This is a genomic window from Methanocaldococcus infernus ME, from assembly GCF_000092305.1.
Lineage (GTDB): Archaea > AGJL01 > Methanococci > Methanococcales > Methanocaldococcaceae > Methanocaldococcus > Methanocaldococcus infernus.
This window is the reverse complement of record NC_014122.1, coordinates 857,300-879,848: the sequence shown is the minus strand read 5'-3', so window position 1 is coordinate 879,848 and position 22,549 is coordinate 857,300. Positions and strand designations below refer to the sequence as shown.

Below are 22,549 nucleotides of genomic sequence, written 5' to 3'. Positions count from 1 at the left end.
TTTTTTATTAGAGTAGATTGGTTAATTTAAATTCATAATTTTTTATTTAGACTTTAAAACTTTAGGACCCCTTGCTAAAGCTGTAACTCCAGTTCTTGCCATCTCTTTAATGCCAAGTGGTTTAACAAGCTCTATAAAGGCATCTATTTTATCTTCACTTCCTGTAATTTCAACTATTAATGATTCTGGACTTAGATCAACTATTCTTCCCCTAAAGATATTTGCATACTGAATAACTTGAGACTTTGCTGTTTCTGTTGGGGCATAAACTTTTATTAAACAGAGTTCTCTCTCAACAGCTCTTTTCTCTTTAAGCTCACTAACCTTTATTACATCAATTAACTTATTTAATTGCTTGACAACTTGCTCTAAAATTTTATCATCTCCATTAACCACAATAGTCATTCTTGATATATTTGGATTCTCTGTTTCTCCAACAGTTATACTATGAATATTAAATCCTCTTCTTGTGAATAACCCTGAAATTCTTTGTAGCACTCCAGGTTTATTTAAGACAAGAGCAGAGATTACATGTCTTCCTTCCATGTCTTTCAACCTTTTTTAATTTTTCCTACTCCAAGGATCCTTATCTTTGCACTACCATCAAGTAGCCAAATAAGTTCATTATCATAAGCTATTGGCTTATTTAACTTTAATTTAACTTCATCTTTATCTTCAACTGTACAGGAGACATATTGAAGATTACAAATTATTTGGTAGGTTTCTCCAACATTAATATCTCTCTCCTTAAAGGGGTTCCACTCCACATTTAGCTTAATTTCATCATAAACCTCTATATCTTTATTTGTTAGTATATAGCCTCTACCTATTTCCTCACTATCAACCCCTTTTAATGCTAAGCCAACCCTATCTCCAGCCTTGGCTTCATTAACATTATTATCATGGATTTGAATACTTTTAATAAGAACCTCCTTATCTATAGGATAAATTTTTAGAGTGTCATGAACCTTCACTATTCCCTTCTCAACCTTTCCTAAGACAACAGTACCAACACTTTTAACCTTAAAGTGGTGATCAATAGGAATCTTTGTATAGCTAAAGTCTCTTTCTATATCTAAGTTAATAATCTTCTCTCTAATCTCTATGAAGTTCCAAGGCAGGATATCAAAGTTTTTCATTGATGTTCCTTTTATCACTTGATTGAAGAGATCTTCATCAACATAATCCCCTAAGACAAATGAGCCATGCTTAACCTTAGCCATGTCTAAAGCTAATAGTGTCTCTCCCAACTCTCCAGTCAGTTCTTTTATAAAGACTAAGGCATAGTCCATCATATTTATAGTATATATCAAAGGAGCTATCTTATCAGGATATCTTGTTGGCTCAACATAACTAACTATTTTATCTCCCTGCTTGTAGTTGTAAAGTGTAATATCTGAACTTGTTCCTTTCTTTCCCAACTCTCTTAAGTTCTCTATCTGTCCAAAACAGCCAACTATCATAAGTTTTCCCTCTTGATTAAGTAATTGGCTAAGAGAAGATAATTAAACTTTGTCCTTAAAAAACTATTTATTGCATCCCTTTCAGTGCAAACTATTGGCTCTCCATGTAGGTTAAAGGATGTGTTCAAAAGAACTGGTAAGTTGATAGAGTCATAAATATATTTTATAGTGTCATAGTATATTGGATTACTCTCCCTCTTTAATGTCTGTGCCCTTGTTGTCTTATCAACATGAACAACTCCTTCAATCTCCTTAATTTTTTCCTCTTTAACCTTAAAAAGAAGGGTCATGAAAGGAGAATATTTTGGCTCTTTTAAATATTCATCAATATGCTCATATAGAATAGTTGGAGCAAAGGGCATAAACCAATCTCTCCCTAAGATTTTGTTTACCCTCTCTCTATTTTCTCTTGTTGGTAGAGCTAAGATACTTCTATTCCCTAAAGCCCTTGGACCAAACTCCATTTTTCCCCTTGCAACACAGATAATATTATTTTTTAAAATTAGCTCTCCAACAACTTCAGGAATCTCAGAGTCTTCTAAGTATTTGTAACTTAATTTTTTCTCTTCTATTATCTCTTCAACCTTTTCATTCTCTATTTCATAGCCAAAGTAAGTATTTTTTATCTCTATTCTTCCTATTTTTCTATCTGAGAGAGAGGAGCCTAAGCTTAAGCCTTCATCTCCCATGAATGGAGGGACAAATAAGTTATAATTCTCAGCTATCTTAGTATTTAACTTAACATTTTGAGCCACTCCTCCAGTAAAAACTATATTCTCTATCCCATATTCCTTACTTAAATTATCAACAGCCTTTAAAACAGCTCTCTCTAAGGTTTCCTGAGCAAATCTTGAAATCTTAACCTTCTCATTAAAGCTCTCTCCTTTATAATTTAAAAGTTCTCTTAATTTTTCTGTCCCCTCTCTTCCAACAACTCCAAGTAAGTTTTTAAAACTCTTTAATTCTTCAATATAGTCCAAAACCTTAAGCTCTATCCTTTCACTACAGGGGAATGAAGAGAGGGACATCACCTTACCCTCATCCTTCATAGCCTTAAATCCCAAGAGTTCAGTTATAGAAGCATAAAAGTCTCCAACAGAGTCTATAACATCACTCTCAGCTATGATCTCAAGATCCTTACTTCCAATAGAGGCTAAAAAAGATAACCCATCTCCAGCTCCATCTATTGAAATGACTAAGCATTCTTTAAAGTTGGAGAGCTTATAAAGATAGGAGTGTGAAAGATGATGATAAATATAGAGTAATTTTTTCATCACCTTACTTTGAAACTCTTTAATATCTCTTAACCTCTTTCCCCTTCTGAAGACACTTCCAACAGTTATATATTCAAAATCTCTTTCCTTACTTAAAATATAACTCAAAGAGTTTTTTGGGAAACCTCTATAGTTCTTCTTCCTAACAAATCTCTCCTCACTCATTGCCCATAAAATTCTCTCTCTACTAATTAAGGAAGAGCTTGAGTTATGCCCATCATGAATGCCTAAAATCATGATAAAAACCTAATTAAGATTTTTATTTAAAAATAGCCACTCATCTACTCTTTTCTCTCCCTCAAACACATTCTTAAATTTTGATAAATATTTCCCTATCTCCAAGAGTTTTTTAATCTCATCCATTAAGGTTAGCTTTCTAAAATGTTCTCTGTAGTGAAGTTCTCTAAGATATCTTAAAATCTCTTCATCCTCCTTAACTTCTATCTTAATATCTTCTCTAAAAATTTCTTTATATCTCTCCTTAAGCTCAAGAAAAGAGTTAGATTTTAAAATATATCTTCCAAGCTCTTCCCTCTCTTCCCATGTAATTTTCTCATTCTCTTTTAAGTAGGTTGTAGAAGAGTGCTCCATCCCTCTATAAATCAGATCTTCAAAAATGTCAAAATAAAGCTCTTTAATATTACTTATAGCTTCTTTTATCAAATTCTTCTCAACTTCTCCTTTAATTATTCCACTACAATAATGTTTAATAATTAAAAGAGGTGTGCCATCCCACTTAACCATCATGCTAAAAGGGAAAATTCTACACATGAGAGGCTTGTAAATATAACCCTTTTCTAAGTGAATCCTACAAAGATTATTTTTTAAGAGCAAGCAGCCTTTATTATTAACCTTCAACTTATACTTAAACTCTCCATCACTTGGCTCAATAAACTCTTTATAATCCTTTAGCCTTAGATAGTCAAAATAATTTAAGTAGATTCTCCAGCCTTTACAAGAGCAACAGTAAGTACAAAACTTACACTTATAAGTTATTCCCTCAAATGTTATTTCCCACTTCATGGTGTCAATCTGTGCCTATCTCTTGGGAAGAGGACACACTCTCTTATATTCTCTTGCCCAGTTAAAACCATTGTAAATCTATCAGCTCCTAAACCCCAACCAGCATGTGGAGGCATCCCATATTTAAAAGCTTCTAAGTAATAAGTGAAGGCATCAGGATTTAAACCTTTATTTTTTATACTCTCTACCAACATGTCATAGATATGAATCCTTTGAGCACCTGAAGATATCTCTAAATCTTTATACATTAAATCAAATGCCTTACAATACTTATCATCCTTAGGCATGGTGTAAAATGGCCTTATCTCAGTAGGCCAATCAACTATGAAGTAAAAGCCTCCCATCTCTTCCCCTATAGCTTTTTCAGCCTCTCTACTTAAATCCTCCCCCCACTCTATCTCTACTCCTCTTCTTTTAGCTATCTCTATGGCTTCATCATAAGTAATTTTATCAAAGCTCTTTGGAGGAACCTCTAACTTATGATTTAGTAGATTAAGCTCTTTCTCTCTATTCTCATAGACACTTACACAGGCATTATAAACAACCTTCTCCAACATCTTTATAGCATCTTTATCATCAGCAAATGCCATCTCTATGTCAATAGAGGTAGCTTCATTCAAGTGTCTCCTTGTATTGTGCTCCTCAGCTCTAAAGATAGGAGCTATTTCAAAAACCCTATCTAAGCCAGAAGCCATTAACATCTGTTTATAAAGCTGAGGGCTCTGTCCTAAGAATGCTTCCTTTTCAAAGTAAGAAATTGGAAATAGCTCAGTTCCTCCCTCTGTGGCACTTGCCACCAACTTAGGGGTGTTAACCTCAATAAACCCCTCACTATAAAAGGTTTCCCTTACACTCTTTAGCATTTCATGCCTTATCTTAAATATGGCTTGAACCCTTGGCTTTCTTAAGTCTAAGAATCTGTTTTCTAACCTTGTGTCAAGCTCAGCAGGAACCTTTTCAGCAGGATCTAATGGAAGAGGCCTCTCAGCTCTATTTAATACTTCAACCTCTATAGGAATTATCTCAAAGCCATTAGGAGCTTTTTCATTGGCTACAACTTTTCCCTTAACAGCTATAACATCTTCAACTCCCAAGCTCTTTATGGTTTTGAAAACCCCTTCTTCCACTTTTTGCTTAGGAGCAGTTATTTGAACTGTCCCTTCCCTATCCCTTAAAATAACAAAAATAATTTTTCCTAAGGCTCTTATAGAGTGTACCCATCCAGCTACTATTACTTCCTCACCATCCATCTGGGGAGTTATTTCTGAAGAGTAGTGTGTTCTTTTCATCATTTATTCTCATCCCTCTGAAGAGTTTTTCTAAATAAATTTAATGTTAAGATATTTAAAGGATTTCAGTAATAGCTATGAATTTAAATGTGTAAATAATAAAAAAGTTTTTATATTTGGTTAGTATTACACTAAAAGATAACTAAGGACTATTAGGAGTCGTTAAAACTTATTTTTTAGGCAGGTTTATTGAATTATGTTACTGAATTAGGTGGTAATTATTATATCCCGCAAATCAGTAGATATAAAATTAAAAAAAGATGAAGTTGAATTAATTGATGACACAGTTATAAATTTATTTAAATTAAAGGCTGAGCTTTTACCTGAAGAAGAGGCTAATGAAGAAGAAGTTAAAGAGTATCTTAAAATCTTAGAAGGAGAGGAGTGGGAAGATTTAGATGAAATTTTAGATGATTTATTTGACTAACTAATTTATAGTCTCTTATATACCTTCTTTCTATGCTCAATTTTAATGACACGTATTAAGCGTTTATCAAAGTCTATAGAATAAACAACCCTATAATCACCAAATTTCGCTCTAAAAGTATTATTAAGATTACGTAACTTTCTAATATCTGATGTAGGAAAAGGATTAGACTTTAGTTGAATTAAAAATTCAATAATTTTTGTTTTTATTGATTTTGGGAGATCTTTTAATGATTTTTTGGCACTTTTGTGAATTTCAACTTTAAAATAAGTTATTATATCACCCTATTAGGCTTTAAGAAGGAGAAGATACAATCAGAAATATTCATAATAATATAATATAAATATTGCTATTTTTGATTTGGGGAATTTTCTATTTAAAACAAAAATCTTATTTAAATGATGACTATGATAACCATCAAGATCAATAGAGAAGGGAAAATTGAAAAATATAAAGTCCCAGAGAATCTTACAGTTTTGGAGGCTCTTGAGTACATAAATAGAGAATATGGAGCAAACATAAAGTTTAGAGCTTCCTGTAGAAATTCACAGTGTGGAAGCTGTGCTTTAACCATAAATGGCTCTCCAAGATTGGCATGTGAAACCCTTGTTAAAGATAACATGCTAATAGAGCCACTAAGAGGATTTAGAGTTGTAAAGGACTTGATTGTAGATAGAGAGCCCTACTATCAGAAGCTTAAGAGTATAAGAAACTACATAGTTAGAAAGAAACTTCCTAATGGCTTAGAGGAGATAGAGGAGAGTGAAGTAGAAAAAACTAAGGAGTTGAGGGCTTGTATAGACTGTCTATCTTGCTTATCCACATGTCCAGCAAGAAGCTCTTCCAACTTCCCAGGGGCTACAGTGATGAGACAACTATTGAGATTTTCCTTAGATAAGAGAGATGAGGAAGATAGAGAAAGAATAGCTTTCTTTGAGAATCTCTATTTTTGTACAACTTGCTCTTCCTGTGTTGAAGTTTGTCCAATGAATATTAAATTAGAGAGAGCTATTGAAAAGCTTAGAGAGTTGGCATTTAAAAAAGGCTATTTCTTGGAAGAGCATAGAAAGGTTAGAGAAAATATTTTAAAGAGTAATAGAAGTATTCCAAAAATAAAAGAAAGCTTTTTAGAGAAAGCTAAAGAGTTTTATAAGGCTGAAAATGAAAAGTTGAGGGTAGCTTTCTTCACTGGCTGTTTGATAGACTATAGAAATATAGCTGTTGGCTTTGACACTATAGAGGTTCTCTTAGCTCATAACATCTCTGTTTATCTTCCAAAGGCTCAAGTTTGCTGTGGCTCACCTATGCTTAGAACTGGACAGAGAGATGTAGCTGAGGACTTAATGGAAAAAAACTTAGAAACCCTTGAAAGTTTAGATATTGATTATATAGTTACAGTCTGTGCTGGCTGTGGAAGCACATTAAAGAATGACTACAAGTTAAAGAATGTTAAAGACATCTCAGAGCTTTTAATAGAGTTTGAGAGAGAATATAAAAAGCTAAAGCTAAGGGTTTCTTACCATGATCCTTGTCATTTGAGAAGAGGGCAAAATGTCTATAAAGAGCCAAGAGAGCTTATAAAAAGAATTCCTGGAATAGAGTTTTTAGACTCTAAGCCCCAATGCTGTGGAGCTGGGGGAGGAGTTAGAAGTGGAGTTAAGGAACTTGCTAAACTGTTAGGAAAGAGAAGAGCTAAGCAATTTAGAGATGTTGATAAAGTTATTACTATATGCCCATTCTGTGAGCTTCACTTAAAAGAGCAGGGTTTAGATGTTATTAACTTAGTTTCTCTTCTTAAGAAGGTTATTTAAGACAAACTCTTTCTTTTTTATGGCTTCATCACAAGCCTTCCTTATCTTCTCCTTCATCTCCTCAAAGTTCTCAGGCTCTCTATCAACAACCTTCTTAACTGGTGTGTAAGGAGCCTCTCTAAACTTTGGCTTTAACTCTTCCCTTCTCCCATCTTTTAATAAATAACTTTTATTCCCTCTCTCAACATAGCCAACTTCAATAACATCTATCAACCTCTTTATCTCCCTTGCAGTGTCTTCAGGACATATAATTAATAAAGAACCAGTTGAAACCCCTAAGAAATCTATATTTAGCTCTTCCAACATCTTTAAAACTTTTTTATTCACTGTCTTAACTAAAGTTTCATAGTCAAAAACTAAAGAAACCTTAGCAGTCTTAGAGATCTCAAAGGCATCTCCTCTTATTCCTCCATTTGTGACATCTGTCATAGCATGAACCTTATTTATTAAAGAGTTTCTTATTAACTTTTGACAGTCTAAAATGAAATTAACATTTAGGGTTTCATAAACCACATCAAAGTAGCCATGATAAATAGCTGTTGCACATATGGTTCCTCCACCAGAGCCAACAGTCATTAATATAAGATCTCCTTCCTTAGCATGTCTCCTTGCTGTTATATGGTCTCCAGAGCCTATAGCTGTTACTGAACTAACCAACCTCTCTCCTAAAACCATGTCCCCTCCAACTCTTAGGGTACTCCCTCCTATTAAAGGAACTTCAGTAGCCTCTGAAACTGTAGCTATCCCAGCTGTGAAGTCAAAGATCTTTCCAACATCTCCATCATCAGCTAAATGTATATCACTTAACAGAGCTAAGCCCTCAGCTCCCATCACATATATATCTCTTAAAGCTGCTCTTGCCACATGAAAGCCAGCTATGAAGGGGAATTCACTTAACCTTGAATGTGTCCCATCAACAGCAGCAACTATATATTTTCCCTTAGCCTTAACAACTCCAGCATCATCTTGGTCTTCACTGTCTATGATAGCTCTTGACTTACAACTCTTTATAATCCTTGCTATCTCTCTATGGACAAAGAAGTCTCCTTCTCCTCTACTTCCAACTCCAGCCTCTCCCATCTTCACCCCAGCTCTTGGGTAGAGAAGAAGGTTCTTTAAAGTTTCATCTTTAATCTTTAGTATTTTTTCTGATGCCTTAACCTCTTCTAAGACAGCCTTAATAAACTTTAGTGAAAACTCTTCATTCTCTTTAAATTCTAAAACTCTCTTGAATCCTTCTTCAATTATCTTTTCCTCAGGGACATTTTCCCTTAATTTTTTCCTTACAAACTCTTCAATATCCATAAATTTACACCATCTTGGTAAATTCTTTTAACTTCTCATAGAAGTCCTTACCTTTAACAAAGTAACTATAACCATCTTTCTCTATCTCTACTCTCTCTCCTTTTTTAATTTCTTCCTCAACACTTCCATCAATAACCACTAAAGCCCTCTTGTCACTATTTAACTCAATCTCAACCTTATTCTGGCTACCTACAACTAAAGGCCTTGAAGATAATTTAAATGGACAAATAGGAGTTATGATAAAGCAGCTAACTGAGTTATCAACTATAGGCCCTCCAGCACTTAGGGAATAGGCTGTTGAACCTGTTGGAGTTGAGATAATTAACCCATCAGCCCTAATCTCTTCAACCTTCTTATTGTTAATATAAAGGGAGAACTCTAAGATCTTAGCAGGATTTTTAGTTATGATAACTACTTCATTTAAGGCATTATATCTCCTTCTTTTAACCTTGCAAGAAATCTTTTCTCTCTTTATCACATCATAGTTACCACTTATAACCAAGTCTATAGCTTTAAATAGCTCTTCTTTACTAAAATCTGCTAAGAACCCAACCCTTCCTAAGTTTATAGCTAAGATAGGGATAGGTTCATTATTAACAATCCTTGCAGCTTTTAATATTGTCCCATCTCCTCCAATGGCTATAACATGAGAAATCTTTTTTTTGTCAATTTCCTTCTCATTAACTATACTCTTCAAAAATTTATCACAATAGACTGGAATATTTTTAGACTTTAGATAGTTAATAGCTTTCTTAGCCAACTCTATAGCCTCTTTATTATCCTTAACCACAACTCCAAAGGCTATAGGCTTTAAGATCCACTTATTCCCTAAGATGGAAACAAACTTTCTATGTAGGATAGGGTTGGCTAAGACTATAGTACTCTTCTCCCTAACATCCATCTTCATGTTTAAAGGCTTTCCATTAACATCAGTTATTACAGCATTTCCCTCTTTACAGATTACATAAGCTCCAGCTATATCAACAAGCCTTGCATTTTTATTTAAATTTATATAGGCATCTAAGGCTCCACTGACAGTAAAACACATCTCCAAAGCTGTAGCTCCAAATAATCTAACCCTTATATTTTTCAATAGCTCTAAGCTCTCCCTACTCAACCCATAGGCAGAGATTGATATCTCCCTCAGCTCACTTTTTTTATTAACCTCTAACTTCTTTTTCCTTCCATTTTCTTTTACTAAGTAACTTCCCTCTCCCTTAATTCCATAGTAAATGTCTCCAGTAACTAAATTTTTTACAACTCCTAAGAAGAGATCATCTATGGTTTTAGCGTCTCTATAACCTATAGCTATTGAAGAGGCATAGAAGGGAATATCCTTTATAGCATTGTAGGTTCCATCAATTGGATCCAAGACATAAATATATTCCCCTTCCCCTAAATTTAGAGTTCCAACTTCTTCACTAACTAATATTCCTCCATATTTCTCTAAAACCTCTATAGCTGTTTCTTCAGCTACAACATCTATTCTCTTAGTTGGAGTGCCATCAGCCCCTATTTTAACAGTTTCTCCAGCCTTTTCCCAGCCTATTAAGGGCTTTATCTTTTTATGCACTTCATTCACAACTTCTAAAGCTATCTTTAAAGCTTCCATAACCATCAGTCAAACATCTTTTTTATATAAGGCTCAAAGGGAACTATATCATCCCTTTCCCTTGGAGAGATGACAGCAACTTTAAGCTTTCTCTCTTTAGTATTTAAGTCTATAACTAAGGTTCCAGGGGTTGCTGTAATAGACCAGGCTAAGAGCACTAAGCCATTAGGGTTATTTATTTTAGACTCTATCTCAACAACCTTAGGATCAATCTCTCCAGTTATACTTCTTCTAACAACATCAATCCAAGATTCTGATATGGCTTTTATAAAAACTATTAAATAGCCTAAAGTACTTAATAATCTCATTAGTCACCACCTAAACAGAGGGGATGATAAATGAATGAGAAAATTTTAGCTTTAGAGATGTACTCTAAGCAGATTGAAGCTATACAGAAGGAGATAGCATCAGTAAGAGTATTGAAGAATGAAATAAATAAAGCTATTGAAACCTTAAGTAATGTGAAGGTTGATGAAGAAACCCTTATTCCAGTAGGGCCAGGAGTTTATTTAAAGGCTAAGGTTATTGATGACAAAGCTTTATTGGGAGTTAAGTCAGATATCTACATTGAAAAGTCTTTAAGTGAGAGTATTGAAGATTTAAAGAAGTCTTATGAAGAGCTTGACAATGTTGAGAAGGAAGGCTTAAAGAGGTTAAATGAGCTTTCTAAGGTTATAGCTGAGCTTAAAGAAGAACTCCAGAAAGAAGCTGAAAAGATGGAGAAGGAGAAGAAAGATTAAAGAGCTTTCCACTTTCTATATAGGTAAATGGCTTTTGTTGGGCATATATTATAGCAGGCTCCACAAAACTCACATTTTTTTATGTCAATAACTCCATAGTCTATACACTCATTAGGACACACTTTATTACAAAGGCCACACTTTATACAGACATCCATATCCACCCTTATAAATGAATTCTCTCTATCAACAACTTTTTTGTATCCTGTTGTATTTGGAATAATGTCTCTTGGACAATGAATAGAGCAATTTTCACATAAGATACAGTTGTCAGTAAATATTATTTCTCTATTACTCCTATCAATTATAATAGCTTCCTTAGGACAAACATTAAAGCAGGTTCCACATAGGATACAATTTTCATCCTTTATTTTCTTAAAGCTAATTTCTTCAATTTTTATAGCTCCTACTGGACAATTATTTATACAAACCTCACAGAGAGAGCAGGCTCCATCAACCCTATCATTCTCTATAAATCTAACTTCATTTGGACAAATCTCTATACAGGCTCCACATTTCCAGCAGAGGTCTGGGGAGTAGAGTAAAAGATCTTCCAACTTTAAGGCTCCACTCTTACAAACTTCAGCACAGAGGGAGCAATTTATACAGTATCTAACTGGCTTAATCTTCTTACTCTCCTTAACCTTCTTTATCTTAAAGTTTTCAACCTTCAAGGCATTGGTTGGGCAAACTCTAACACATCTTAAGCAGAGAACACACTTCTCTTCATTAACCTCTCCATTCTCTATACAATCCTTTGGACAAACCTCTTTACAGAGGTTACAATAAGTACAGTAATTAACATTCCTTGGCATAATTGTGTATCTTGGGCATAGATAAGAGCATTTTAGACAGCCAATACACTTGTCAAGGTCAATTTTTATAGACTTTCTCTTTCTCTCAGAGAGCTTTATCTCTCTAATTTTGAAGATCTTATTTTTTGTTAAGCTCTCCAAAACCTTTAAGTATCTTTCAACTAACCCCTCTTTCTTTTTAAACATTAGCTCATAGGAACTAACTCTTGCATTGAAAGGACAAGCCTCTATACAGAGGCCACACATACAACAAATACCTATAGGGAACTTTTTTCCATCTCTTTCCACTATCCTTATAATCTTTATTGGGCAATTTTCAGCACAGATTCCACAGCCATTACACCTTTTCCTATCTACATAGTAGCCTCCAAATTTATTTTTCTTTATAGCCTTGTTTGGGCAAACCTTGGCACAGATTCCACAGGTTAGACAAGTAAAGCTTTTATTGTTTATGTAAAAGATAGCTTCAGTTGGGCAAACCTCTTTACACTTAGAAGTTTTTCCCAACAAAGGGCAATTTTCACACTTTTCTAAGGATCTACACTTATCTAAGAGAGTTATAATCATCCTTTTCCACCTAAAACTCTATTACCAACAAAGATCCCTAAAATTGCTGAAAAGAATGTTAGAGAAATTTTTAAAGGCTCATAGTAAGGAAGGGGCTTTAAGAAATATGCTATGATTAAAGAGAGAACTAAAAAGCCAAGTATATTAGGAATCTTATATCTAAACTTTGATCCAATCAATATGCCTAAAAGGAAAGCCAATATTGAAGGATATAAGTAGATAATCATCTTTACTCCCTCTCCAATCTTTCAATGATAACCTTTTCACAGGATAGGAGAAAAGAGGCTGTGGATAAACCAGCTAAGACTTTAAGCCCAACTAATATATTCAAATATGGAATAATTCCAGGATTTACTGTTGGGGATGGAAAGATTGGGATCCCAAAGATGTGGGAGAAGTTAAATAGGTAGTAACCACTAACCAAAATTCCAAATAGTCCAGCCAGTAAATAGCCCAGGGCTCCAAAAGCCTCTAACTTCTCTAAGTAGTGGTGGTCAAACCATAAAGGAGAGTTGGAACCAAAGGCAATAACTGATAAAATAAAGGCTGCTGCTATCAATGCCCCTCCTTGAAAGCCACCTCCTGGAGTTATATGGCCCCCAAGTATGGTTAAGATTCCAAGACCAAGCATAAATATAGAGAGAGGAAGAGCTAAAGGCTTAACCATCTCTGTATATTCTCCCCATCTCTGTAAGGTTATGTAGTCATCAGTATATTTAGAGTAAAAGATTTCTTTTAAGTAGGTGTTATCATACAAGGATTTCCCAAAGATAACCCATGAGATCATGACAGCTGTAACTAATACTAAGCACTCTCCAAGGGTGTCATAGGCTCTCCAATCAAAAACTACAGCTGTAACATAGTTGGGGACAATATAATTTTTAAGATAAACTAAATTAACTCCTGGATTCACAGAAACCTTAGATAAAATATAGAGCAAAGAGGCTCCAAAAATAAAAAATGAAGTCCCAGCTACTAAGTCTCTCTTCATTCTTTACACCCCTTTAGGATGAGATCATCATCAAAAAGGCAATTGTTCCTAAGAACACTGAGAGCCAGAAGAGTTGATAACTTATACTATTAGAATTTTCCTTCTTAAACCTAAAAATAACTGGGATAAAAAGAAGGGCTAAGGCTAAAGATGATAAGGTGAAGAGAGCTAATAAAATTTTCCCATAGATTCTTCCTATAGCCATAGCTCCAAAAATTAAAAATAAGTAGAGGGTGAAGTCTCCAGTGGTGTATGCTCCTAAATTTATCCCATCCTTTTTTTTCAGCTTCTCCAAATACTCCTTATAATTCATGCTCTCACAGATTAAATTTATCATGATTTTTCATTATAAATTTTTTGGGTAATACAATTTTTAGGTCTCTAATATTAATTAAACTAATAGGAAGATCATACACTTTCTCTAACACTTCATCTTTAAACACTTCAGACACTTCTCCAAAATCCAACAAAGAGCCATCTTTTACAAATGCTATTTTATCAGAGTATAAAGCTGCAAAATTTGGGTCATGGAGAGTCATAATAATAGCTAACTTCTTATTTTTAGCTAATTCTTGTAGTATATCTAAAATTAGCACTTGATTTTTAAAATCCAAGTGAGAGATTGGCTCATCCAATAGTAAAACCTTTGGCTCTTGAACTAAGGCTCTTGCAATTAAAACCAACTGTAGCTGACCACCACTGAGTTCAGTATATGTCTTATCCTTTAAATGTTCAATTCCAAGCATCTTTAAAACATTTAGAGCTTTCTTATAGTGTTCTTTTTTTGGAGACTCAAATAGAGAAAGTTGTGAAGAAACTCCCATAACAACAAAGTCAATAACCTTATATGGAAACACTGGACTATGGGATTGAGGAACTAATGACATGATCTTAGCTCTTTCTTTAACTGGCAGTTTATGAAAATCCATTCCATCAATAAAGACACATGCATAATTAGGCTTTAATAATCCATAAATAACTTTTAATATAGTACTTTTTCCTGCTCCATTTGGTCCTAAAAGAGTTAGAGTTTCTCCATAATTTAAGTTAAAAGAGATATTTTTAACTTCAAAATCTTTATATTTATATGATAAATTCTTTATTTCAATCACTTCCAAACACCACCAGTTTTCTTAAGAAGGTAGGCAAAAAGAGGAGCTCCTATTATTGTTGTTAATATCCCAATAGGGATTTCAAAAGATGTTAAACTTCTTGCCAATGTGTCAGCCAAGATCATAAAGCTGGCTCCTAAGGTAATGGTTAGAGGAATTAATGTTTTATGGTCAGGACCAAATGCCATCCTAACAATATGAGGGACTATAAGCCCAACCCATCCAATAATTCCACAGACTGAAACTGAAACTGAAGTTATCAAAGTTGCCAATAGGATGAAAATAAGCCCTATCTTCTTTGTATCTACTCCCAAAATTTCAGCTTCTTCTCCAAGGGATAAAACATTTAAAAACCATCTCATTAGATAAACCAATATTAAACCAAAAATAATTACTGGAGCTGAAATATAAACATCTTGCCAGCTTGTATTACTAAAAGATCCCATAATCCAATAAACAATAGATGCTAAGTCTTCAGGATTCATAAAAAACATTAATAAAGATGATAGTGATGAAAAAAGAGCACTAATTATAACTCCAGAAAGTACAAGAGAGATGGGAGTTGCATTTCTGCCAGCTAAGAGCAGGGTAAAGAAAACTGCAAGGATTCCAAAGGTAAAAGTTGACATATAAAAAAATGGTAAAGATAAAGATAAAAGAATGGCTAAACTTGCCCCAAATGCAGCCCCTGAGGATATTCCTAAGATATAGCTATCAACTAAAGGATTCTTAAATTTTGATTGAAGGATAGCTCCAGATACTGATAGGGAAGATCCAACTAAAATATTTAATAGTATCCTTGGTAATCTAATATCCCAGATAATTATATTATAAGCTTTATTATATGTTACACCAAACAGAATTTTGATAATCTCTAATGGAGGAATGTGGGCTGAGCCAATACATAAGCATAAAAATCCAACATAAATGGGAGAGGTCATTAATAAAAAATATAAAAATTTTTTAACATTCATAAGGTTCCCTTATTCTGTAATATTTATTTTATAAAATTTTTTTAATAGTTCATCTCTAACTGTTCTCCAATCTGGATAAAATTCAGGATATATATAATTAGCAATTTGATACACTCCTGTAACAATTCTTGGACCCCAACTTAAGTAACCATTAGTTCCAGAAAGAATTCCATAAACGTGTCCTTCTCTAACTGCCTTAATAGCTTTCCATTCTTTTGAACTTAATATTTCATTTATAGATTCATTTAGAGATTTCTTATTATATCCAACAACTAAAATAATGTCTGTTTTATTTCCCCAATAGTCTATAATCTGCTCTAAGTTTAGCTTAACCCATGGAGAAGAAAAGTTTTTATCTAAAGCTAAGTTATGGGCTCCAACATACTCAATAATTTGCCCATATGGGCTGTTTGCATATACACGTACTTCACCTTTACGATAGGTTATCATTAAAACATTCTTTCTTTTGTCTTTTGGTATAGCTTTGGCGGTTTCCTTTATCTTTTCTAATTTACTCTCCATCCAATTTACTAATTCATTAGCCTTCTCTTTTTCTCCAGTAATATCTCCTAAGAATTCTACAGCCTTTATATTGTCATCAATATTTTTAATATACATACAAGCTACAGGGATGTCTAAACTCTCAGCTTTTTCCAATATTTTTTTATCTCCGTACTTTCCTCCATACCAATCCATAATAAACAAATCTGGATTTAAGGTAATAACAGATTCCCAATTTACCCCTTTAAACATGCTTCCAATAACTGTTTTATTCTTAACACTTTCTGGTAAAAACTTGTCATATCTTACATATTTTCCTATTCCTACTATTTTATCGTCTAATCCTAAAATATGTAAAACTTCAGCCCAATAACTATCTAAAACAATAATCCTTTCAGGAGGATAATGTTTTAAAATAACGGTTCTATTTGCTAAGTCTACGAATTTATAAACTTTTTCAGCATTTTCATTAACCTCTTTATACTCCACATTTGTACATCCTGCCAGAATTGTAAGAGATAACAATAGAGACAATAATAATGTCACTAATTTTATTCTCATTTATATCACCACATTTAAAAGATTCTTAAATAATATTTATACCATAATAAAAGCTTTATAATTTCCTAATATATTATCTACAACTACTTGAATATACTAATCAATTAAAACCATAAATTATATAAATGTAAATAGTATATCTACCATAAACTCTTTTTTCCGGATGATCCTCCGGAGTAAAAAATGAGAAGGAGGGAAAGAGATGGATATAAACAAGGCAATAAGAACAGCTGTTGATACTGGAAAAGTTATCTTAGGTTCAAAAAGAACTATAAAATTCATTAAACACGGTGAAGGGAAATTAGTTATATTAGCCAGTAAAATACCAAAGGAGATAGAAGAGGATGTTAAATACTATGCAAAGCTCTCAAACATTCCTATCTATCAGCATAATGTAACATCCTTAGAGTTAGGGGCAATCTGTGGAAAACCTTTCCCAGTTGCTGCTCTTGTCATCTTGGATGAGGGATTATCAAACATCATGGAGATAGTTAAAGGTGATAAATAATGGGAAAGTTAAGGCTAACAACAGATGAAATTATGAAAATTGGACTATTTGAAAAAATTTCTAATGTCCCTGTTCTTGACTGTGTAGCCACTGAAGATAGATTAGCCTTTATAGTCAAAGAAGGAGATGCAGGAGCAGCAATTGGGAAAGGAGGGGAACATGTAAAAACAGCTGAGGAAAAGTTTGGTAAAAAAGTAGATATTATTGAATACTCAGATGATTGGAGAAAATTTATAAGAAATATCTTTGCCCCTCTACAACTTGAAGATGTCTGGATTAAAAGAGCTGGAAAGGATGTTATTGCCTATATAAGAATAAATCCAAAAATTAGAAGAGCTATTTATGGGGAAAAGGGCAAAAATTTAGAAAGAGCCTTAAACATATTGAAGAGACATACAAAAATAACCAAGATAAAGGTAATTATTGGGGATAATAGGAGAAAAGAGAAGAAAAATGTTGAAAATACTCAGGAGTAAATATTTTATATAGAATTCAACTATTTTATATAGCTCAAAAGTATCAAAGAGGGATAAGTATGAGTGGAAGTAAGTCACCAAGAGGAGAATTTGCTGGGAGAAAATTAAGGTTAAAGAGAAAGTGGTGCAGGTGGCATGACTACAACTATGTTAGAAGAGTTTTAAAGTTAAAGGAGAAATATGACCCATTAGAAGGGGCTCCAATGGCAAGGGGAATAGTTATAGAGAAGGTTGGTTTAGAGGCTAAGCAGCCAAACTCTGGGATTAGGAAGTGTGTAAGAGTCCAGCTAATTAAAAATGGTAGAGTGGTTACAGCCTTCTGTCCTGGAAATAGGGCTATAAGCTTCATAGATGAGCATGATGAAGTTATTATAGAAGGGATTGGTGGGCCAAAGGGACCAAGAGCAAAAGGGGACATTCCAGGGGTTAAGTATAAGGTTGTAATGGTTGGTAGAAACTCCTTGAAAGAATTAGTTAGAGGAAGACAGGAGAAAATTAAAAGATAAATTGGTGGAAACATGGAGTTGGATGAGGTTAAGATATTTGGGAAGTGGAGTACTAAGGATGTTGTTGTCAGAGATCCAGGTTTAAGGAATTACATAAATTTAACTCCTATTTATGTCCCTCATACAGCTGGAAGGTTTACAAAGAGACAGTTTGAGAAGGCTAAGATGAACATAGTTGAGAGGTTAGTTAATAAGGTTATGAGAAGAGAGGAAAACACTGGAAAGAAATTAAAAGCCTTAAAAATAGTTGAGAGAGCCTTTGAAATTATTGAGCAAAGAACTAAGCAAAATCCTATACAGGTTTTAGTTGATGCCATTGAAAATGCTGGACCAAGGGAGGATACAACAAGAATACAGTATGGGGGAATTGTCTATTTACAATCTGTTGACTGTTCCTCTCTAAGAAGAATTGATGTAGCTTTAAGAAACATTGCTATTGGAGCATACAATGCTGCACATAAGAGTAAGAAGCCAATTGAAGAGGCTTTAGCTGAAGAGTTAATAGCTGCAGCAAGGGGAGATATTCAGAAGAGCTATGCTGTTAAGAAGAAGGAAGAGATTGAGAGAGTTGCAGAATCTGCAAGATAAAATTTTTATCTCTTTTTCATAAAATTTTTATATTCCCAGGGATATGCTAAATTATCATAAAATATGAATAAAGGTGAAAATTATGGGAAAAAGAGCAAAGATGATAGCTAAGATTAAGGAGTTGATGGAGAAGTATGACAGAATAAGAAATATAGGGATCTGTGCTCACATTGACCATGGGAAAACTACTTTATCTGACAACCTCTTAGCTGGAGCTGGAATGATCTCTAAGGAGTTGGCTGGAGAACAGTTAGCTTTAGACTTTGATGAGGAAGAGGCTCAGAGAGGAATTACTATTTTCGCTGCTAACGTCTCTATGGTTCATGAGTTTGAAGGAAAAGAATATCTAATTAACTTAATTGACACTCCTGGACACGTTGACTTTGGAGGAGACGTTACAAGAGCTATGAGAGCTATTGATGGAGCTATAGTTGTTGTCTGTGCTGTAGAGGGAGTTATGCCTCAGACAGAAACAGTTTTAAGACAGGCTTTAAGAGAGAGAGTTAAGCCAGTTCTCTTTATAAATAAGGTAGATAGGCTAATCAATGAGCTTAAGCTCTCTCAAGAGGAGATGATGAATAGATTCATAAAAATCATTACAGATATAAACAATCTAATTAAAAAGATGGCTCCTGAGGAATTTAAAGATAAGTGGTTGGTTAAGGTTGAAGATGGTAGTGTTGCCTTTGGATCAGCTTACAACAATTGGGCCATCTCTGTTCCTTTCATGAAGAAGACAGGAATAACATTTAAAGATATTATTGAGTACTGTCAAAATGATAAACAAGAGGAGTTAGCTGAAAAGGCTCCATTACATGAAGTTGTCTTAGATATGGTTATTAAGCATCTCCCAAGCCCACCAGAGGCTCAGAAGTATAGAATTCCACATATATGGAAGGGAGACATTAACTCAGATGTTGGTAAGGCAATGTTAAACTGTGACCCTAATGGGCCATTGGCTGGAGTTATAACAAAGATAGTTATGGACAAGCATGCTGGAGCTGTTTCAGTTTGTAGATTATTCAGTGGTAGAATCCACCAGGGAGACGAAGTTTATATGGTAAATAGCCAGCAGAAGGCTAAGATTCAGCAAGTCTCTGTCTTCATGGGACCTGAGAGAATTCCAGTAGATAGTATCTCAGCTGGAAACATCTGTGCATTAGTTGGTTTAAAAGAGGCTTCAGCTGGGGAAACCATCTGTTCTCCAAACAAGATAATAGAGCCATTTGAAGCTATAACTCACATCAGTGAGCCAGTTATTACAGTGGCTATAGAGGCTAAAAATACTAAAGATTTACCAAAGTTAATTGAAGTCCTAAGACAGATTGCAAGAGAGGATCCAACTGTTAAAGTAGAGATTAATGAAGAGACTGGAGAGCATTTGCTCAGTGGGATGGGAGAGCTTCACATAGAGATTATAACAAAGTTAAAGATAGAGAGAGATGCTGGAATTCCTGTTGAAGTGGGTCAGCCAATAGTTGTTTATAGGGAAACTGTCACTGACAAGTCTCCAATAGTTGAGAGTAAATCTCCAAACAAGCACAACAAGTTATACTTTGTTGTTGAGCCTTTAGAAGAAGGAGTTTTACAAGCTTATAAGGAAGGGAAAATAAAGGATGTTGATGTCAAGAAAAAGCCAGATGAGAACTTAGTCCAAGAGTTAATAAAAGCTGGAATGGATCCTGAAGAGGCTAAGAGGGTTATGTGTATCTATGAAGGAAATGTCCTTATAAACATGACAAGAGGGATCGTCCACTTAGATGAGGTTAGAGAGCTTATCATCCAAGGGTTTAAAGAGGCTATGAGAAATGGTCCATTAGCAGCTGAGAAGTGTCAGGGAGTTAAGGTTAAGCTAATAGATGCTGTCTTACACGAGGATGCTATCCACAGAGGGCCAGCTCAAATGATTCCATGTGCAAGGTTTGGAATTAGAGATGCTATGATGCAAGCTAAGCCTGTTCTCTTAGAGCCTATGCAATATGTCTATATAAGCACTCCTCAGGACTATATGGGAGCTGCAATGAGAGAGATTAGTAATAGAAGAGGACAAATATTAGATATGGAACAGGAAGGGGATATGACAATCATTAAAGCTAAGTGTCCAGTTGCTGAGATGTTTGGATTTGCTGGAGCCATCAGAGGAGCTACACAGGGAAGATGTTTATGGAGTATTGAGTTTGCTGGCTATGAGAAAGTGCCAAAAGAAATGCAAGATCAATTAATTAGACAAATTAGAGAGAGAAAAGGTTTAAAGGTTGAATAACCCTTTTTTATTTTTTATTTAATTTTAAATTTATTATTTTAAATTTATAAATTCAAGAAAAGTATTTATATAACTTCTTTTATTAAATAGGAAATAACTTTCCTAATTCGTAGGAAAAGAGAAGGTGGTTCAGTGTGAAAAAAATTGAAGCCATTATAAGACCAGAAAGGTTAGATGTTGTTAAAGAGGCTCTCGCTGATGCTGGCTATTTGGGGATGACTGTTAGTGAGGTTAAAGGTAGAGGCGTTCAGGGGGGAATTGTAGAGAGGTATAGAGGAAGAGAGTTCGTTGTTGATCTTCTGCCAAAGATAAAGATAGAGATGGTTGTTAAAGAAGAGGATGTTGATAAAGTTATTGACATAATTTGCGAGAACGCTAAAACAGGAAAACCTGGAGATGGCAAGATATTCGTTTTACCTGTTGAGAAAGTCGTTAGAGTTAGAACAAAAGAGGAAGGAAGGGAAGCGATTTAAAAAAGATTTTGAGGTGAGAAAAGATGGCGACTGCTGATTTGTTTCAAAATGTTAGTGATATAAATTCAATAGTTCAAGCTTTAACAACATTAGCTAACGCTTCAGATGTTTATTTCCTTGTTGTTATGGGTGTCCTTGTTTTTATGATGCAGTTAGGATTTGCAATGTTAGAAGGAGGACAAGTTAGAAAGAAGAATGTTAATAATGTTATGATGAAAAACATGGTTGATTGGCTTGTTGGTTGTGTTCTATGGTTATTTATTGGAGGTGTTTTAAGTACTTCAATAAATCCAGCTGATTTTATTGATTGGTGGAGCAAGATATTTAGCGCTAACTGGCCAAACAATGGTTTAGACTTAGCAAGCTGGTTCTTCGGCCTTGTCTTCTGTGCAACAGCTGCTACAATAGTCTCAGGAGGGGTTGCTGAGAGAATTAAGTTTAGCGCTTATGTCATTATTTCAATAATTATTACCGGCTTGCTCTATCCTCTCTTCGTCTATCTTGGCCCATGGGGAGCTTCAATTGTTCCATGGCACGACTATGCTGGTAGTTTAGTGGTTCATGGCTTAGGTGGCTTCTTAGCCTTAGGAGCTATAGCTGCTTTAGGTCCAAGAATTGGTAGATTTAAAGACGGAGTTCCAGTCCCAATTTTAGGGCATAACATTCCTATGGCTGTCTTTGGAGCCTTTATGTTGGCTATAGGTTGGTATGGATTTAACGTAGGAAGTTCCTTAGCTTTAAGTGACATCAGTGGATTGGTTTGTGCGACCACAACCTTAGCCATGGCTGGGGGAGGTTTAGGAGCTTTAATAGCTTCTAAGAAGGATGTTCTCTTCACAGCCAACGGAATAGTTGCTGGCTTAGTAGCTATCTGTTCTGGAACTGATATAGTTAGTCCAATAGGAGGTTTAATTATAGGGTTAATTGCTGGATTACAGGTTCCAATAGTTTATAAGTTAATTGAAAAAGCTGGATTAGATGATGTTTGTGGAGTTGTTCCAGTCCATGGAACTGCTGGAGTTGTAGGGGCCATCTTAGCAGGAATCTTTGGAATGAAAGCCTTAGGAGGAGCTGGAGGAGTTAGTATAGTTGAGCAAGTTATAGGCTCCATCTTCTGTATAGTTTATGGTACTGTCTTAGGTTATGTATTAGCTAAGATAATAGACTTAACAATAGGATTAAGAGTTTCAGAAGAAGAAGAGAGAAAAGGATTAGACTTAGCTGAGCATAAGATGCCAGCTTACCCAGAAGAAGAGTTTGCTTAAACAAA

The 22,549-nt window shown here is 34.5% G+C and carries 26 protein-coding genes; 10 read left to right on the top strand and 16 right to left on the bottom strand.

Annotation, left to right across the window (positions count from 1 at the left end; translation table 11 throughout):
• Window positions 1-42: 42 nt before the first annotated feature.
• Genes ilvN through aspS form a run of 5 tightly spaced genes read right to left on the bottom strand, consistent with a single transcriptional unit; the run spans window position 43 to window position 5,052 of the window.
• Window positions 43-546, bottom strand: coding sequence for an acetolactate synthase small subunit (gene ilvN / locus METIN_RS04875; protein WP_013100383.1), 504 nt, complete (start codon window positions 544-546; stop codon window positions 43-45).
• A 5-nt stretch (window positions 547-551) separates the two neighbouring features.
• Window positions 552-1,463 (bottom strand): EF-Tu/IF-2/RF-3 family GTPase, encoded by a 912-nt coding sequence (locus METIN_RS04870; protein WP_013100382.1) that lies wholly within the window; start codon window positions 1,461-1,463, stop codon window positions 552-554.
• On the bottom strand, window positions 1,460-2,974 hold the full coding sequence (locus METIN_RS04865) for a carbamoyltransferase C-terminal domain-containing protein (RefSeq protein WP_013100381.1): 1,515 nt from the start codon (window positions 2,972-2,974) through the stop codon (window positions 1,460-1,462). The genes METIN_RS04870 and METIN_RS04865 overlap by 4 nt, the downstream gene beginning before the upstream one ends.
• Window positions 2,975-2,983: 9 nt before the next feature.
• Window positions 2,984-3,760, bottom strand: coding sequence for a YkgJ family cysteine cluster protein (locus tag METIN_RS04860; RefSeq protein WP_013100380.1), 777 nt, complete (start codon window positions 3,758-3,760; stop codon window positions 2,984-2,986).
• Window positions 3,757-5,052: an aspartate--tRNA(Asn) ligase gene (gene aspS, locus METIN_RS04855; RefSeq protein WP_013100379.1), complete on the bottom strand. Its 1,296-nt coding sequence runs from the start codon at window positions 5,050-5,052 to the stop codon at window positions 3,757-3,759. The genes METIN_RS04860 and aspS overlap by 4 nt, the downstream gene beginning before the upstream one ends.
• 208 nt (window positions 5,053-5,260) lie before the next feature.
• On the opposite strand from aspS, the gene METIN_RS04850 reads away from it, so the two are divergent.
• Complete coding sequence (locus tag METIN_RS04850) at window positions 5,261-5,476, top strand: hypothetical protein (RefSeq protein WP_013100378.1); 216 nt, start codon at window positions 5,261-5,263, stop codon at window positions 5,474-5,476.
• A 5-nt stretch (window positions 5,477-5,481) separates the two neighbouring features.
• On the opposite strand, the gene METIN_RS07805 is transcribed toward METIN_RS04850, so the two are convergent.
• Complete coding sequence (locus METIN_RS07805) at window positions 5,482-5,730, bottom strand: type II toxin-antitoxin system RelE family toxin (protein ID WP_394295975.1); 249 nt, start codon at window positions 5,728-5,730, stop codon at window positions 5,482-5,484.
• Between the two features lie 147 nt (window positions 5,731-5,877).
• Here METIN_RS07805 and tfrB point away from each other — a divergent pair, with 147 nt between their 5' ends.
• A complete protein-coding gene (gene tfrB / locus METIN_RS04845) occupies window positions 5,878-7,287 on the top strand; it encodes a fumarate reductase (CoM/CoB) subunit TfrB (protein ID WP_013100376.1) in 1,410 nt (469 codons plus the stop codon).
• Here tfrB and METIN_RS04840 read toward each other — a convergent pair.
• From METIN_RS04840 to METIN_RS04830, 3 genes are read right to left on the bottom strand one after another with little or no spacing between them, the layout of a single operon-like run.
• Window positions 7,258-8,592, bottom strand: coding sequence for an AIR synthase related protein (locus tag METIN_RS04840; protein ID WP_013100375.1), 1,335 nt, complete (start codon window positions 8,590-8,592; stop codon window positions 7,258-7,260). The genes tfrB and METIN_RS04840 overlap by 30 nt on opposite strands.
• Window positions 8,593-8,596: 4 nt before the next feature.
• Window positions 8,597-10,210 (bottom strand): bifunctional NADP phosphatase/NAD kinase, encoded by a 1,614-nt coding sequence (locus METIN_RS04835; protein WP_013100374.1) that lies wholly within the window; start codon window positions 10,208-10,210, stop codon window positions 8,597-8,599.
• Window positions 10,210-10,512, bottom strand: a complete 303-nt coding sequence (locus METIN_RS04830; RefSeq protein ID WP_013100373.1) for a monovalent cation/H+ antiporter subunit E — start codon at window positions 10,510-10,512, stop codon at window positions 10,210-10,212. The genes METIN_RS04835 and METIN_RS04830 overlap by 1 nt, the downstream gene beginning before the upstream one ends.
• 30 nt (window positions 10,513-10,542) lie before the next feature.
• Between METIN_RS04830 and pfdA the strand changes: the two genes are divergently transcribed.
• Window positions 10,543-10,944 carry a prefoldin subunit alpha gene (pfdA, locus tag METIN_RS04825; RefSeq protein WP_013100372.1) on the top strand — a complete coding sequence of 134 codons (402 nt, stop codon included), beginning with the start codon at window positions 10,543-10,545 and terminating at the stop codon, window positions 10,942-10,944.
• On the opposite strand, the gene METIN_RS04820 is transcribed toward pfdA, so the two are convergent.
• The 7 genes from METIN_RS04820 to METIN_RS04790 are packed head-to-tail and all read right to left on the bottom strand — an operon-like array spanning window position 10,941 to window position 16,465.
• Complete coding sequence (locus tag METIN_RS04820; RefSeq protein WP_013100371.1) at window positions 10,941-12,326, bottom strand: 4Fe-4S binding protein; 1,386 nt, start codon at window positions 12,324-12,326, stop codon at window positions 10,941-10,943. The genes pfdA and METIN_RS04820 overlap by 4 nt on opposite strands.
• Window positions 12,323-12,553 (bottom strand): hypothetical protein, encoded by a 231-nt coding sequence (locus tag METIN_RS04815; RefSeq protein WP_013100370.1) that lies wholly within the window; start codon window positions 12,551-12,553, stop codon window positions 12,323-12,325. Before METIN_RS04815 ends, METIN_RS04820 begins: the two co-directional genes overlap by 4 nt.
• Before the next feature lie 2 nt (window positions 12,554-12,555).
• Complete coding sequence (locus tag METIN_RS04810) at window positions 12,556-13,317, bottom strand: Na(+)/H(+) antiporter subunit B (RefSeq protein WP_013100369.1); 762 nt, start codon at window positions 13,315-13,317, stop codon at window positions 12,556-12,558.
• Window positions 13,318-13,330: 13 nt separating this feature from the next.
• The gene (locus tag METIN_RS04805) at window positions 13,331-13,630 is read right to left on the bottom strand and encodes a hypothetical protein (RefSeq protein WP_048203392.1); all 300 of its coding nucleotides are present in this window, start codon (window positions 13,628-13,630) and stop codon (window positions 13,331-13,333) included.
• Window positions 13,631-13,634: 4 nt separating this feature from the next.
• The gene (locus METIN_RS04800; protein ID WP_013100367.1) at window positions 13,635-14,429 is read right to left on the bottom strand and encodes an ABC transporter ATP-binding protein; all 795 of its coding nucleotides are present in this window, start codon (window positions 14,427-14,429) and stop codon (window positions 13,635-13,637) included.
• Window positions 14,426-15,403 (bottom strand): FecCD family ABC transporter permease, encoded by a 978-nt coding sequence (locus tag METIN_RS04795; RefSeq protein WP_013100366.1) that lies wholly within the window; start codon window positions 15,401-15,403, stop codon window positions 14,426-14,428. Before METIN_RS04795 ends, METIN_RS04800 begins: the two co-directional genes overlap by 4 nt.
• A gap of 9 nt (window positions 15,404-15,412) precedes the next feature.
• Window positions 15,413-16,465: an ABC transporter substrate-binding protein gene (locus METIN_RS04790; RefSeq protein WP_013100365.1), complete on the bottom strand. Its 1,053-nt coding sequence runs from the start codon at window positions 16,463-16,465 to the stop codon at window positions 15,413-15,415.
• Between the two features lie 202 nt (window positions 16,466-16,667).
• On the opposite strand from METIN_RS04790, the gene METIN_RS04785 reads away from it, so the two are divergent.
• From METIN_RS04785 to METIN_RS04755, 7 genes are all read left to right on the top strand, one after another.
• Window positions 16,668-16,973 (top strand): 50S ribosomal protein L30e, encoded by a 306-nt coding sequence (locus tag METIN_RS04785; RefSeq protein WP_013100364.1) that lies wholly within the window; start codon window positions 16,668-16,670, stop codon window positions 16,971-16,973.
• Window positions 16,973-17,449: a NusA-like transcription termination signal-binding factor gene (locus tag METIN_RS04780; RefSeq protein ID WP_013100363.1), complete on the top strand. Its 477-nt coding sequence runs from the start codon at window positions 16,973-16,975 to the stop codon at window positions 17,447-17,449. The genes METIN_RS04785 and METIN_RS04780 overlap by 1 nt, the downstream gene beginning before the upstream one ends.
• A gap of 59 nt (window positions 17,450-17,508) precedes the next feature.
• Window positions 17,509-17,955 carry a 30S ribosomal protein S12 gene (locus METIN_RS04775; protein ID WP_013100362.1) on the top strand — a complete coding sequence of 149 codons (447 nt, stop codon included), beginning with the start codon at window positions 17,509-17,511 and terminating at the stop codon, window positions 17,953-17,955.
• 12 nt (window positions 17,956-17,967) lie between these two features.
• Window positions 17,968-18,543 (top strand): 30S ribosomal protein S7, encoded by a 576-nt coding sequence (rpsG, locus tag METIN_RS04770; RefSeq protein WP_013100361.1) that lies wholly within the window; start codon window positions 17,968-17,970, stop codon window positions 18,541-18,543.
• Window positions 18,544-18,625: 82 nt separating this feature from the next.
• Complete coding sequence (locus tag METIN_RS04765; RefSeq protein WP_013100360.1) at window positions 18,626-20,806, top strand: elongation factor EF-2; 2,181 nt, start codon at window positions 18,626-18,628, stop codon at window positions 20,804-20,806.
• 134 nt (window positions 20,807-20,940) lie between these two features.
• Window positions 20,941-21,279: a P-II family nitrogen regulator gene (locus tag METIN_RS04760; RefSeq protein ID WP_013100359.1), complete on the top strand. Its 339-nt coding sequence runs from the start codon at window positions 20,941-20,943 to the stop codon at window positions 21,277-21,279.
• Window positions 21,280-21,302: 23 nt separating this feature from the next.
• Window positions 21,303-22,544 carry an ammonium transporter gene (locus METIN_RS04755; RefSeq protein WP_013100358.1) on the top strand — a complete coding sequence of 414 codons (1,242 nt, stop codon included), beginning with the start codon at window positions 21,303-21,305 and terminating at the stop codon, window positions 22,542-22,544.
• Window positions 22,545-22,549: the final 5 nt, after the last annotated feature.